At 66.1% G+C, this 13,233-nt stretch carries 12 protein-coding genes; 4 read left to right on the forward strand and 8 right to left on the reverse strand.

Annotation, left to right across the window (positions count from 1 at the left end; all coding sequences use genetic code 11):
- Positions 1 to 203: 203 nt before the first annotated feature.
- Entirely contained in the window at positions 204 to 710 is a 507-nt protein-coding gene (locus NG1_RS30940; protein WP_062976755.1) for a hypothetical protein, read from the reverse strand.
- 1,659 nt (positions 711 to 2,369) lie between these two features.
- Here NG1_RS30940 and NG1_RS30945 point away from each other — a divergent pair.
- Genes NG1_RS30945 through cas7c form a run of 4 tightly spaced genes read left to right on the forward strand, consistent with a single transcriptional unit; the run spans position 2,370 to position 8,017 of the window.
- On the forward strand, positions 2,370 to 4,604 hold the full coding sequence (locus tag NG1_RS30945) for a CRISPR-associated helicase/endonuclease Cas3 (protein ID WP_062976757.1): 2,235 nt from the start codon (positions 2,370 to 2,372) through the stop codon (positions 4,602 to 4,604).
- Positions 4,601 to 5,317 (forward strand): type I-C CRISPR-associated protein Cas5c, encoded by a 717-nt coding sequence (gene cas5c, locus NG1_RS30950; RefSeq protein ID WP_062976759.1) that lies wholly within the window; start codon positions 4,601 to 4,603, stop codon positions 5,315 to 5,317. The genes NG1_RS30945 and cas5c overlap by 4 nt, the downstream gene beginning before the upstream one ends.
- Complete coding sequence (cas8c, locus tag NG1_RS30955) at positions 5,307 to 7,121, forward strand: type I-C CRISPR-associated protein Cas8c/Csd1 (RefSeq protein ID WP_084499325.1); 1,815 nt, start codon at positions 5,307 to 5,309, stop codon at positions 7,119 to 7,121. The genes cas5c and cas8c overlap by 11 nt, the downstream gene beginning before the upstream one ends.
- Before the next feature lie 26 nt (positions 7,122 to 7,147).
- On the forward strand, positions 7,148 to 8,017 hold the full coding sequence (cas7c, locus tag NG1_RS30960) for a type I-C CRISPR-associated protein Cas7/Csd2 (protein ID WP_062976763.1): 870 nt from the start codon (positions 7,148 to 7,150) through the stop codon (positions 8,015 to 8,017).
- A 784-nt stretch (positions 8,018 to 8,801) separates the two neighbouring features.
- Here the strand turns inward: cas7c and NG1_RS30965 are convergent.
- The 7 genes from NG1_RS30965 to NG1_RS30995 form a co-directional block, all read right to left on the reverse strand.
- Positions 8,802 to 9,140: a hypothetical protein gene (locus NG1_RS30965; protein WP_062976765.1), complete on the reverse strand. Its 339-nt coding sequence runs from the start codon at positions 9,138 to 9,140 to the stop codon at positions 8,802 to 8,804.
- Positions 9,137 to 10,048 (reverse strand): SAM-dependent methyltransferase, encoded by a 912-nt coding sequence (locus NG1_RS30970; protein WP_062976767.1) that lies wholly within the window; start codon positions 10,046 to 10,048, stop codon positions 9,137 to 9,139. Before NG1_RS30970 ends, NG1_RS30965 begins: the two co-directional genes overlap by 4 nt.
- Positions 10,045 to 11,145, reverse strand: coding sequence for a nucleoside hydrolase (locus NG1_RS30975; protein WP_084499327.1), 1,101 nt, complete (start codon positions 11,143 to 11,145; stop codon positions 10,045 to 10,047). Before NG1_RS30975 ends, NG1_RS30970 begins: the two co-directional genes overlap by 4 nt.
- 100 nt (positions 11,146 to 11,245) lie before the next feature.
- On the reverse strand, positions 11,246 to 11,683 hold the full coding sequence (locus tag NG1_RS30980) for a DUF4254 domain-containing protein (protein ID WP_062976771.1): 438 nt from the start codon (positions 11,681 to 11,683) through the stop codon (positions 11,246 to 11,248).
- Positions 11,683 to 12,132 carry a DUF4254 domain-containing protein gene (locus NG1_RS30985; protein ID WP_157114340.1) on the reverse strand — a complete coding sequence of 150 codons (450 nt, stop codon included), beginning with the start codon at positions 12,130 to 12,132 and terminating at the stop codon, positions 11,683 to 11,685. The genes NG1_RS30980 and NG1_RS30985 overlap by 1 nt, the downstream gene beginning before the upstream one ends.
- A gap of 3 nt (positions 12,133 to 12,135) precedes the next feature.
- On the reverse strand, positions 12,136 to 12,606 hold the full coding sequence (locus NG1_RS30990; protein ID WP_062976774.1) for a hypothetical protein: 471 nt from the start codon (positions 12,604 to 12,606) through the stop codon (positions 12,136 to 12,138).
- A gap of 157 nt (positions 12,607 to 12,763) precedes the next feature.
- The gene (locus NG1_RS30995) at positions 12,764 to 13,066 is read right to left on the reverse strand and encodes a hypothetical protein (protein WP_063910482.1); all 303 of its coding nucleotides are present in this window, start codon (positions 13,064 to 13,066) and stop codon (positions 12,764 to 12,766) included.
- Between the last annotated feature and the right edge of the window lie 167 nt (positions 13,067 to 13,233).

Consider the following 13,233-nt stretch of genomic DNA (forward strand, 5'->3'; position numbering starts at 1 on the left):
GGCGTGCCGTCGACGTTCGCGAACAGCCGGGCGCATCTTTCGGTTCCGATCGACGCTGGAATTCGTGAGCATGTGTCGTCCGAATTCGCGAACGAAGCCACCGAGGGTTGGCGACCTGCACTTCCCGGCCCTGTTGGAGCGAGGAACGCAACGGAACATTGTGCCAATGCAGGATCGCGCTGACGGTCGGCCTGCGATAGGGGTTAGCGTACGTTGCTGGTGGTTTCACCCCTTAGCTCGCCGCCGCGGACGTAGGGGTCGTAGACACTGCCCGGCTCGGCCCTTGGCCCGACAGCCAACGCTACGGCAAGAGCAGCGATCCGGGGCGGGGTGAAGAACTCGCTGCCGGATGCGCTCCTCTCGTGTGACAGCAGGTCGAGCAGATACCGGAACGAGTTGGTGCCCACGGCCGAGCAGATCTCGACTATCCTTTCGAGGTCAGCGATGTTGGCAGGTTCTACGCGCCGAAACGCCGTTTCCAATCCGGCGGGGATTGCGTGCTGGAGCATCAGCTCGTGGGTGAGGCGCTCGGGATTCTCGAGGAACTCGCCCGTGCTACCAGCGCGGTAGAATATTCTGTCCCTAATGCTGGCGGGGCTCTCGAAACGCAGCAGGAAGATCAAGCACAACAAGTACTCCAGATAGTCCGCGTGTGATCCATTGCCCCGGATCCTGGCGGCTTGGGGGCCAACGAGCTCATCGACGACCACCCGTCCGTCTTCTCTCTCGGTTGGTGTGGCCTGCTCCGGCTCCTTCGTTTCGATGTCGAGACCCGGGCGAGGACGCGGGCGCCGTAGGTGAACCGGGCGGGTTCGCCGTCCTGGAGTTCCTTGGCCGAGATCGGGCGCCTGTCGAGCCATTTGATCGCTGCCGGGAGCCGCACATGGCGAGAGCCGGGTTCCGGCCGAGGGAAGTCGTCGTGCCGGGTCGACCACGTGGTAATCGTCGGCCGCCTGACGTCGGCCAAGTCGGCAAGTCGTGCGCGAGACGAACTCGTCAACGAACATGGTGTACTGCCCCTCCGCTCCGGGAACCGCGTCTCGGACCCCTGCGACCGTAGGCGGCCAACCACTAGAGGTGCAACAAGGGGGTTGTCAGACTCTGGCCATCGGCGGGCAGCGGTGCTGATGCCGGTATCGGCGGCGGCGTCATCGGATGAACATGAACAGTCGGTCCGCAAGGAGTTGGTGACCGGGGCGCGATGCGCGCGGTCATTCGCTTGTCGAGGGACCTGTTCCCGGTGTGGTCGGTGGATACGACGGTGTGGGTGCTGGAACATCCGCGCCGCCGAGGACCCTAACCGCGCATTGTCATGGTCGGCGTATACCCACGCCAGCCGCGAAGAGGCCAGGCTGGCAATCGAATTCGCCAATGCCATCCTCGAACGCCGCCTCGAGCTTTGGCTTAGTCGGCGCAGGCCGTGCAGCGCCTTGATTGTTTTCGTCAGTAGCTACCAGTCGTGGCGTAGTGGATAGTTCGAGCCGGGTGTCACCTATAGCTGTCGTCCACCTCTGGGCCGGATCGTCGCTCCGGCCTCCCGGAGCACTCTTGCCGTCCGCTTGGCCATGTGGTGCTCCGCCTTGAGCTGAGTCATGGACGCGTCGGCTTCGTACTCTTCGGCCGCCCGTAATGGCGACCGCCACGGTGTTGACCCACGACACTTCCCGCTGCAGCGACGGCCAGTTGCGATCCTCAGCCGCCCCTGAGGGCGACCGCCACTGCCCGTAGTGCTCGGTGATCTCCACCATGTCCCAGTTGCGATCCTCGGCCGCCCTGAAGGCCCACCTCCTCGCGGATGGCATTCCACGCTTCGGCTTCGTAGGTGTTGCGATCCTCGGCCGCCCGTGAGGGCGACCGCCATCGGCACCTGACCGGTCCGGACGTCTCGCCCGTGATTGTTGCGATCCTCGGTCGCCCGTGAGGGCGAGCGCCACGGTGCGTGAGCTGGGCGGATGTCGACTGGGGCCGCGCGCAGGCACTGCTTCGAGTGTGTTGAAGTTGATAACTGCTGTTCGCCGGTTCGGAACCTCCCTGGGAATCTCTGTGCATTGGAGGTTTTTGCCTCCGACGCGCAAACCCGTGCGCGGGTCCTGTCGATCCGTCGCTGGTATCGGTCTTTCGGTTGGTCGGAGTCATTATGCACGTCACGATCCCGGACCCGAGCAGGACGGTCAGTGGGATCGCCGTCTCGGCGTCGACTTCCTTCGCGCTCATGATCAGCGCCGCGAGGGTGAAGATCGTTCGATGTAGTTCGGAACGGGGGCGGCAGCATGCTGCTGTCCCTAATCCTGTGATGCGCCACGGGTTGTCGGCCCCTTGGCGTACGGTCGCTGCCTGTGCCGAATTTGCTCTGGATATGAGGGGGAGGTTTGTCGTCGGGTTTGTGGGCGCACAGTGAGAATACGGCGGGGATTCGTCACGATCTGGTCGATCATTCACGAGGCACTGCCGCGCTGGCGGCGCAGTTCGCCAGGGTTTTCGGGGCCGCGCAGGTTGCGGAGTATGTCGGCTTAGTCCATGACACGGGTAAAGGCGGCTGCTCGTGGCAGGCGGGGCTGCTGCGGGCCGGAACCTGTGGTGGGCGCGTGGTTGATGGGCAGGGCCGGAGTATTGACCATAAACTTGCCGGGACCTGGTTGGCGGCGAAAGAGGCCGGGCTGGGTCTGTTTTCGATGGCGGTTCTCGGTCATCACGGTGGGTTGAGCGATCGACCGGCACTGGCGAAGGCGCTTGGGCGTGCCGAGGGGCCGGACCGGGTCGCGGTGCAGGAGGCGGTCGCTCGGGTGGTGGCGGTGATGCCGGAGATCTTCCCGGATCCGTTGCCGGAGATCCCGGTGTGGGCGCTGCCACCGGCGGATCGGTGTGTGGTGGAGTTGCTGCTGCGGATGGTTTTCAGCGCTGTGGTTGATGCCGACTTCCTCGACACAGAGCGGCATTTCACCGGGCAACGGCGACTGTCGCCGCGTCGGCTGTCGGAGTTGGCGGAAGTGTATGAACGGAACCGTCTCGAGTATCTGGCTGGCCGCCCGGCCCGTTCGGATGGTGGGGCAGCGGGGGTGGACGCTATCCGTAGCGAGGTGTACGAGCAGGCTGTTGCCGCGGCGTCGCAGCCGATCGGGGTTTTCCCGTTTCCCGCTCCGACGGGTGCTGGGAAGACGATCGCGGCGGGTGGTTTCGCGGTGCATCACGCTGTCCGGCACGGTTTGGCACGGGTGATTGTCGCGGTGCCGTTCCTGTCGATCACTGAGCAGAACGCGGAGGTGTATCGGCGGTTGTTCGGGGATGAGCATGTGCTCGAGCATCACAGTGGCGTCGATGTGGACGGGCTCGGTCCGGTGGGGCGTTGGCAGCGGTTGGCGGCGGAGAATTGGGATGCGCCGGTGGTGGTGACGACGACGGTGCAGTTGTTCGAGTCGTTGTTCAGCCGTAAGCCGTCGGCGATGCGGAAGCTGCACCGGCTGGCGGGTTCGGTGATCGTGCTGGATGAGGTGCAGTCGCTGCCGGATTCGTTGTTGCTGCCGATCCTGTCGGTGCTGCGGAATCTGAGCGAGCACTTCGGTACGACGGTGTTGCTGGCCTCGGCGACCCAGCCGGAGTTCTTCAGTTTGGAGATCTTCCGGGACGTGGAGCGTCGCAATGTCATTGCGCGACCGCAGCCGTTGTACGACCGGCTACGACGGGTCCGGTTCGAGTGGCGGTGCGATCCCAAGCCCACCCTCGAGCAGATCGCCGAGGACGCGGCAGGGCAGCGCCAGGTGCTGCTGATCGTCAATACGACCGCTGATGCCGCCGAACTACATCGGCTGATCGAATCCCACGACACGCAGGGGCCGGTGCTGCATCTGTCGACGCGGATGGCCGGTGCTCATCGCCGTGATGTGCTGGCGCAGATCAGCGCGCGCCTCGCCGCCGGGCAGCCGGTGGCGGTGGTCGCCACGCAGCTGGTCGAAGCGGGTGTCGATCTGGATTTCCCGGTGGTGTATCGGGCTTTCGCGACTGCGGAGGCGTTGTTGCAGGCCGCTGGGCGCTGCAACCGTAACGGGCTGCTCGACGAGGGCCGGGTGGTGGTCTTCGACCCGATCGACGGCAGTGTGGAAGGCACGGCGATGGTGTACGGGCCTGCCCTGGATGTCACACGATCGTTCTTCGGTCCGGGGCGGGACCCGGATCGGCTGGAGCTGCTGCGCGACTACTACACCACCCGGTATGCGGTGAAGAACATCGACAACACCGGCGTCGGGGCCACGATCCAGCAGTTGCGGGCGTCCTTCGACTTCCCGAAAGTCGCCGAGACGTTCCGCATGATCGACGAACACACCGTCCCGGTGCTGGTCGGCTACGGCGACGACACCGAACGAGAACAGTTGCGGACAGCTCTGGCCGGTCCGGGCAGGGTCGAGCCGTGGGTGTACCGGCGACTACAGCCCTACCTCGCCGCGCTACCCAAGCGACTAGCTGCGCGAGCCGCGGCCGAGGGCCTGGCCACGGTACTGGTCGGCGACCCGGCAAGACCCGGCAGCGGCCGCCTGTATGAGTGGTGCGGCGAGTACGGCGCCCGCGGAATTGAATTCAGCTACCCCGACCCGGAGGACTACGTCTGGTGAACAACACCCATCCGCGCTATCCGAACCCCCCGCTCGTAGTCGAGGTCAGTGGCGAGTACGCCTGCTTCACCCGCCCGGAGATGAAGTCCGAACGCTTCAGCTACGAAGTCATGACCCCGTCGGCCGCCCGGGGAATCCTGGACGCCATCTTCTGGAAACCAGAATTCGACTACATCATCGTCAAGATCGAGGTCCTCAAACCGATCCGCTGGTTCTCCATCCGCCGCAACGAGGTCAAATCGACGGTCTCCGATGATTGGGTCCGTCGCGCGATGGCCCATGCCGGCCTGCACTACAACGTCGAGGACGACCGCGATCAACGCAACACCGTCGGACTGCGCGATGTCGCCTACCGCATCCACGCACAGATCAAGCTCCGGCCACACGCCACAGCGACAGAGGTGGCCTACCGGGAGCAGTTCCGCCGCCGCGTCGACAAGGGCGCTTGCTACTCCCAGCCGTTCCTAGGCACCCGCGAATTCTCGGCCCGCTTCGGCAAAGCTACCGCAGCCGAACCCATTTCGGACAGCCGCGACAAGGACAAAGAACTCGGGATAATGCTGCACAGCATCCACTACGACGAGCACGGAGGCGAAACCTACAGTTGGTTTCCCGCCCAGCTGACCAACGGGGTCCTGCGCGTCCCGCCCAACGGCACCCAACTGCCCTCGACCGGTCCGGCCAAACGCGGGAGGCGAACCGATGCTGATTGACCGACTCGTCAAAAGCCGCACTACCGATGACAGCGTGCCCCGCTACTACCGGACCAGGACGGTGCGGTGGTCGGTTGTGCTCGACGATGCCGGGAATCCGAGTCTGATCGACCGCGCCGACGCCGAGCACAAGGCCGGATCGCCATTGGCGACACCGTATCTGACACGGACCAGTGGTATCGCGGCGATGCTGCTGGTCGACACACTTGAATACGCCTTCGCTCTCGCCAAGAAGGACGACGACAAGGCCCGCCGCGACGCAGCCCGCCGCCGCGACGCCTACCTCACCCTGCTACAGGAATGGCGGGAATCCAGCGGCGATCCGGTCGCGCAGAATGTGTGTGAATTCTTCACCACCGGACGGCATCTCGAGGTTCTGGCCGACTTGCGACTGCGGGAGGCCAAGTCATCGGACTTGGTGGCGTTCCTCGTCGCGGCTGAGCTGGTGCACCTGCGGGAGTCGGCGATGGAGTTCTGGGCAGCAGTGGCACGAACCCGCAAGAGTTCCGGCAGCGAAGGGTTCTGCCTGTCGTGCGCGACGGAAGGGCCGCTGTTGAAAACGGTCCCGGAGATGGTCAAGGGCAGCCTGATCCCTGTCGGGGTCGACGCGTCGGGGCGGCCCAAACGCGGCCGGGACGCGGCGCTGGTGTCGGTCAACACCTCCGCCCAAGGGCGGATGGGAACCTTGCAGCTGGCCAACACCCCACTGTGCGAGGACTGCGGCGGCCAGGCCATGGCTGCGCTGAACAGTCTGCTGTCGGACCCACAGCGTCACCGGCGCGGCGAGGACACCGTGCTGACCTGGTGGCTGCGTGACCCCGCCGTCGAGTTCGACGTCCGTATCATCGACGCACCCCACCCCGGGCAGGTCGCGGCCCTGCGTGAGGAAGTATGGAAAGGGGAATCGGGCACACTCGTCGAGGGCACCGACTTCCACGCCATCACTCTGTCGGCGAATCAAAGCCGCGTCGTGGTGCGGGACTGGATCGATGTCCCGGTTCTGGAAATCAAGAAACGCTTCCGGGATTGGTTCGACGACCACGGCACCACACAGCTCTGGGCAGATGGCGTTCACGAAGTCGGGCTGAAGAGGATGGTCCAGGCTACCGGCCGCTGGGACAAACGCCGTGGCTCCTACGTCGTCGGCAGCGCGGCCCGCGGCATCGAACGAGACCTGCTGCGCTGCGCGCTACACGGCGGTTCACCACCACCACACCTGGTTGCGAGGCTGTTGCATCGCATCCGCAACGACCACCACGTCGACCTGCCCCGCGTCGCGATGCTGCGCCTGGCCCTCAACCGCCCCCCATACCTGAAAGAGAAAGTCATGCCAGGTCTCGACGAAACCGCCACCGACCCCGCTTACGTGTGGGGCCGGATGTTCGCCGTCCTCGAATCCGTCCAACGGCGAGCGATCCCCGACATCAATGCCACCATCCGCGACCGCTACTTCGGGCTTGCCATGAGCCAGCCAGCCGCCACCATGCGGATGCTGCGTCTCAACGCCAACGGCCACCTCAAAAAACTCAACGGCAAAAAAGCCACCCGCCCCGCCGGGCGGGCCCTCGACACCCGTCTGGCCAAGATCTCCGAGCTACTCGGTTACGAAACCGCGATGCCCGCACACCTCGACACCACAGCCCAGATCCGGTTCATCCTCGGCTACGACCACCAACGAGCCGCCGACATGACCGCAGCCCGCGCCGCCAAAGCAGCGAAAGACGCCAAAAACGCTGCCGCCCAGAACATGACAGCCGTCGAAGACCCGGCCGCGGAAGAAACCGCCGCCGAACTCACCGCCTGAGAGAGACCGACAAGGAGCTTTCGATCATGACCACGTCCCCGCATCTGGACCCCACCCGTAAACACGACTTCGTGTTCCTGTTCGACGTCACCGACGGCAACCCGAACGGCGACCCCGACGGGGGCGGTATCCCCCGAACCGACCCCGAAACCATGCAAGGTCTGGTCACCGACGTCGCGATCAAACGCAAAATCCGCAACATGGTCGGTCTGCTCGGCGAAGGCAAACCCGGCAACGCCATCTACGTCGAAGCCGGAGTATCACTCAACTCCCAACACGAACGAGCCTACAAACAACTCGACCTGCCCGCCGACAAAACCTCCGAACCGGTCGCGAAGCGCTGGATGTGTGAAAACTTCTACGACGTCCGCATGTTCGGAGCCGTCATGACCACAGGCACGAAAACCGCAGGTCGTGTCCAGGGACCGCTGCAGCTGACCTTCTCCCGCAGCATCCATCCCGTCCTCGCCCAAGAACACGGCATCACCCGCGTCACCCGCACCAAAGAAGACGACACCAAACAAACCGAAATGGGCAGCAAACACACCGTCCCCTACGGCCTCTACCGTGGCATCGGACACTTCAGCGCACCCCTGGCCACCCGCACCGGTGTCACCACCGACGACCTCGCCCTGCTCTGGCGCTGCATGACCCTGATGTTCGAACACGACCGCGCCTCCACCCGAGGCGAAATGACCCTGCGCGGCCTCTACATCTTCACCCACCACGACGCCTACGGAACCACACCCGCCCACACCCTCACCGACACCGTCCACATCACCCCCGACACCCGCCAAACCCCGACCACCCCCATCCGCAGCTTCACCGACTACACCATCACCATCGACGAAGCCGCCATCCCCGACGGCGTCACACTCACCAGAATCGTCGGATAACCCTGGCGACCCGCCGATGAACACATCGCAGGCGTTCCCACAGTCAAGAACCCCCCAGCGCACACCGATTCCCAAGGAGGTTCCGAACTGACGAACAGCAGTTATGGAATCCGAGGCGCCCCAAACAGACTCCATCGCGGGGCCTGGTCGACGTTCGCCCAGTTCGCGCACCGTGGCGGTCGCCCTCACGGGCGGCCGAGGATCGCAACGGCACCGCCTGGCCCAGCGCGCTCCAGGCGTCACGTGGCGGTCGCCTCACAGGCGGCCGAGGATCGCAACATCCAGGAGCACACCTTGGCGACAGCCACCGACTGTGGCGGTCGCCCTCACAGGAGGCCGGGGATCGCAACTCGAGGGTCATGGTCGACGAGTGGGGCACCTGGGATGGCGGTCGCCCTCACGGACGGCCGAGGATCGCAACAACCAGTTGATCTTGCAGGGCAATGCGATCGTCTTGTGGCGGTCGCCCTCACGGGCGGCCGAGGATCGCAACGACCCCTGGCGCGACCCGACGATCCGATACCCCGAGTGGCGGTCACCCTCACGGGCGGCCGAGGATCACAACCCGATGACCTCGGCCGCGACGTTCGGTGTCATCCCTGTGTCATCCCCGTGGCAGTCGCCCTTACCGCTCGAGGCTGTGGGCTGCTGTCACTGTGACCGAGCCGGGACGGTTTCAGGGGTGACGGGCCGCCCGGCTTTCTGTCTGGAGGGGTGTCTGCGGGTGGGAATTAGACGAGCCCGGACGGTGGTGGCGTCCGGGCTCGTTCTGTCGCGGTTGCGGTTACCGGTCGGCGACTCGGCGTAGGTATTCGCGGATCAGCTCGGCTAGCCGTCGGTCCAGTTCGTCCACCGCACGCGCGGGCCGACACGCGTCCGGTGTTGACGCCGCCCTGTATTCGGTGCCAAGTACCACCAGCGCACGTTCACGCGGGCGACACGGCAGCGGGCAGTGGTGGTGGACGCTGAGGGTGCGGATCGCGTCGTCGGGACTGAGGTCGCCGGGATCGACCGCGCAATCGGTGTCGGCGATGTTGCTGTGCTGGGCCGCGGGCAGTGTGGTGCGGTGGGCGATCCTGGCCGCGTCGCGGCCGCCGCGCCCCGGTAGGTCCTCGGGTGTCATCGGGTGGCTCCCCATGTTCCGAGCGCGGCCCAGCAGCACCGCCAGCTCGCCTCGCCCGTGCCGGGGCTGGTGGCGTGGGCGGGTGTCCAGTCCTGGGCGACCGTCAAGCCGGGGCCGAGTAGTTCCAGCCCTGTCAGCATGGTCGTGATGTCGCGGGTCGTGCGGGGCCGCAGTGTCAGGTTGTGGGCGGTGTAGACAGCGGCTGCGCGCCGGGCGACGTCGGTGGCGGTGTCGGTGTCGGTGCAGATGTGGGTCACCGCCACGTACCCGCTGGCTAGTGCGGCGACAAGTTCCGCGATCACCGGTCCGGGTGCGTCGAGTTGTTCCAGGATCAGCGATCCGAACACCAGCGCGATCGGTTCGCGGGGGTCGAGCCAGCCTGGTTGGCCGTGGGGGTGGCCGATGGCGGACAGGATCGCGGCCGGGTCACCCGGATCGGCCCGCGTGAACCGGGATTCGGCCATGAGCAAGGCGCGCCCGTGTGCTGCCACCAACGCGCTGTCATCGAGGTAGAGCACGTGGGCGGCCGGATTGATCTCGCGGGCAACGGTGTGCACGTTGCGTTTGCGCGGAAATCCGCACCCGATGACAGCGAACTGTGAGACACCCGCCTGCGCCAGCTCCGCGACCGCGCGCAGCAAGAACATGTGCCCGGCGTGGACGCTGGCCCGGAATCCCGGCGCGCGACGGGCCAACAGCGCGGCGATGTCGCGGTCGCAGGCGAAATTGTCCTTGCCGGATATCTGGTCAGGATCGTAAGGACGGTCGAGGTCGGCGGGCAGCAGAGCATCGAGGACGCGAGCGTGTGTCGGCCCCGACAGCTCAGTATTGACCGCGCGCTCACGTGCCCGGATCGTGTCCGGGTCACAGGCCGGTTGGGTTGTCTGGCCGCAGGTGGGGCACGTCACCAGTACGTCACCACCGACTGCATCCAGTCCCGGAACGCTTCGTAGTCGACCTCGGCTGATACGTGCATCGGGCGTCCGTACGGGTTGCGGTACAGGCGCGCGTCGTGGCCGATGCGGATCCGCTCGCTGGTGAACTTGACGAACGGATAGCCGAGGGCGGCCGACAGGGTCAGGGGGTCGTGCATCCAGGAGCCGTCCTTGACAGCGAACCAGCGGTGGAAATGCGTGGACAGCCATCGCGCCCACTCCGGGGCGGAATCGGCGTTCAAGGCGTCGATGAGTGTCCAGTTCTCGGTCACCCGGATCGCGGGATGGTTGGTGTGCTCGGACATCACCAATCTGGGGCGGGGCAGTATCCGCAGGGCGAGGCCGGCTGAACTCATGTCGGTGTGGAAGTTGTGGGAAGCGCGTTCGAGGTCGCGGTAGTGGTCGAGCCATCCGCCCATCTGGGTGACGATCAGCTGCTCGGCGTACTCCGGTGCGGCGGTGAGCACAGCGGCCAGCTCGGTCATCGGACCGCACCCCACCCACCGCACCGGGCCGTCGGCCGAGGCGATCATGTCGGTGAGGACATCGATCATCGCGTGGTGACGGTTCTCGCGTTCCTCGGGTGTCGGGCGTCTGTAGGCGGGGATCTGTTGGCCGGGATCGGGCAGGAACCGGCGTTTGCCGCCGAGGTCGATACCTTCGATGACCGGTACCTCGCCGCGGTCGAGCCAGTCCAGCACGCGGCGCGCGAACTGTGCGCGCAGGCCGCCGACCTCATCCGCGGTCACTACCACCAGCTGGCTCGGCGGCACCAGATGCGCTGCGAGCACCAACGCCACGAAATCGTCCGGGTCATAGGCGATGTCGGTCGACAGCATCACGAGGCCACCGGTCTCGGGTTGGGGTTGGGCGGTCCACAGGTCGGTCGAGGGGACATGGTCGGGCATGTTCGGTTCTCCTTCATCGGGGTGAAACAGGTTGTGCTGTGAGGGTTGTGGTGGCACGTAGGGCCGGATGGTGACTGTGCGGCGGGGGTCACCGGCCAGCGGGAACCGGATCGCGGTCGCCACCGGCCATGCGGTCGGGCGGCGATCGGGGGTCTCGGACACGGGGTTGCTCCCTTCAGAAAATGGGTGGGTGGTAACTGCACGGGCGACCTCGAGCCGAAGCCGCGGGCAGGTTGGGGGACGTGAGAAGCCGAGCGGCGGGCTACGCCGAGGTCGTGGTCATCGGTAAGCGGCGTGTACCGGCGAGGAGTTCTTCGACCAGGTCGGCGTAGGCAATGGCGAGGTCGTCGACCACTTCCGCTGAGTCCCAAAACGCCTCTTCGGAAGCGCCCGCCAGCGCGGTGTAGGTGTGGGCGGTCAACTGGGCGAGGCGGTCAACGACCTGGCCCATCGTCTCGGTGTGTACCCGCGCACCTGAGACCGGTTCCGAAATCACCACCTGCACCCAGGTGTCGATGGTGTCCATCAACCGGGCACGGTGCGCGTCGATCACCGCCAGCGCCTCCCACGCTGTCTGTTCACGCCGCTGATGCAGCACGGCCAGTTCGGCAGCCGCGCTCAGCACCGGGTCGTCGGCGGGCAGCGGGAAGCCCCGGCAGGCCATCAGCAGTTCGTCCTTGCCCGGCAGCACAGGTCTCATCAGCCATCTCCGAGCGCGGGCAACCGCACCGACCGCTGAGTCAACGCGTCGGCAAGATCGGTGTAGCCATCCACCAGTTCCGCCAGCCGATACCAGGCCGCATGCACCTGCGGGTCGGATACATCCACAGTCATCAACAGGTGGTAGGCGCGCACCTGGCTACGAGCCAGGCGGTCGATGACCACGCCGAGAGTCTCGGTGTGCAACCGCGCCCCCGAACGCGGCACCGGCAGATGCATGGCCGCCCACGTATCGACGGCGAGAACCAGTTCGTCACTGCCGCATCGACATCCGCACCGCAGCCGGGCCGGAGAGCCCCCATACAGCCGCCCGAATTCGGCCGCGAACCGTGTCAGCCGGTGGGCGTCGACATGATGGCCACGGATAGCCGAGAGCAGCGATTCCCCCGAGGGCAGCACCCTCGCATCGTCGTCTGGGGTGAAGGCCATCACTCACCTCCGCGCCCGCGACGACCGCGCGGGGCTGAGGAGGTCACGGGCGCGGCAAGCCACGGTGGTGCGCGACGGGATCGATGTAGCGGTGACCGGCTCCGAGATCCAATGCCAGCCGGTCGGGTGATCGGTCATCGGCAACCAGATCCGTTGCCGAGCGTCGAGGACTCGCACCCCATGCGCCTCCAGGCTCGCCACGGTCGGTGTCGACATTCCCGCGCCCCAGGTCGGGCCGACCAGGAACACCCACTCCCGATCCGGGCGGGCATGGGTCAGGACCGGCACCGACTCGAACTTGCCCGTGTCGAGCAGTGCCTTCCGCACCCGCCCACCCAGCGGCGCGGGCATTACCACCGCACCCAACCTCAGCGACGCGACCAGGAACACCCGATCGAACGCGCACGACACGATGAACCCGCGCCGCCGGTACACCTCGGCGACCTCCCGCGCACTGTGACATCTCTCGAACATCACCGCACCACCGCCCGAGCCTCGAACACGCGCCATGCCGCCGCGTCCAGAGCGGCATCCAGCTCTGCCAACTCAAGGGCGGCGACCTGGTGGCCTCGTGCAGCTCCCGCGCTGAATGTCACGACCGCCGCAGCAGAAGCAGCGGCCTGCTCGCCGGTCACCGTGCTTGCCCCAACCGCCCCAGGACCTGCGCGGCGTCCCCGAGCGACCACAGCCGCTGCCTGGAGCTATCCATCGTGGCCAACCCCACTAGTTCGAGCACCGTCAAACCCAGCGCACCTGCATACCCCCGCAGCACGTCGACCTCATCTGCCACTTGCAGCGCGGCTCGCGCTTGCTCCTGCGACAGCGTCCGACCAGGTAGGAAGCTCACCACCCACTGGCCTTGACCCACGCTGCGGGCCTGGTGCCCGGTCCTGCCGCTAGTCAGCGGCCAGGTCTCGTCGTTTTGTTTCGGCATGGCCTTACCGCCCCGCTCGGGCCGGGGTCGGACGCAGAAACCCTGCCGATCCGGTCTGGTGTGCCGTTTGGTCGCTCGGCGTGGACGAGTTGTCGAGAACGCGCGCCGTCATAGCCACCCCTACCTCTGATTCCGGCGACCCCACGGGGTGCCGATGGTTGCGATGA

It is taken from the genome of Nocardia gamkensis NBRC 108242, assembly GCF_001612985.1.
Taxonomy (GTDB): Bacteria; Actinomycetota; Actinomycetes; order Mycobacteriales; family Mycobacteriaceae; genus Nocardia; species Nocardia gamkensis.

What these genes read in the sequence shown, in the direction of transcription:
- NG1_RS30985 (WP_157114340.1), bottom strand. Translation starts at nt 12,132, where the DNA reads ATGGCCTTCACCCCAGACGACGATGCGAGGGTGCTGCCCTCGGGGGAA.
- NG1_RS30995 (WP_063910482.1), bottom strand. Translation starts at nt 13,066, where the DNA reads ATGCCGAAACAAAACGACGAGACCTGGCCGCTGACTAGCGGCAGGACC.
- cas8c (WP_084499325.1), top strand. Translation starts at nt 5,307, where the DNA reads ATGCTGATTGACCGACTCGTCAAAAGCCGCACTACCGATGACAGCGTG.
- NG1_RS30990 (WP_062976774.1), bottom strand. Translation starts at nt 12,606, where the DNA reads ATGTTCGAGAGATGTCACAGTGCGCGGGAGGTCGCCGAGGTGTACCGG.
- NG1_RS30965 (WP_062976765.1), bottom strand. Translation starts at nt 9,140, where the DNA reads ATGACACCCGAGGACCTACCGGGGCGCGGCGGCCGCGACGCGGCCAGG.
- NG1_RS30980 (WP_062976771.1), bottom strand. Translation starts at nt 11,683, where the DNA reads ATGAGACCTGTGCTGCCGGGCAAGGACGAACTGCTGATGGCCTGCCGG.
- cas7c (WP_062976763.1), top strand. Translation starts at nt 7,148, where the DNA reads ATGACCACGTCCCCGCATCTGGACCCCACCCGTAAACACGACTTCGTG.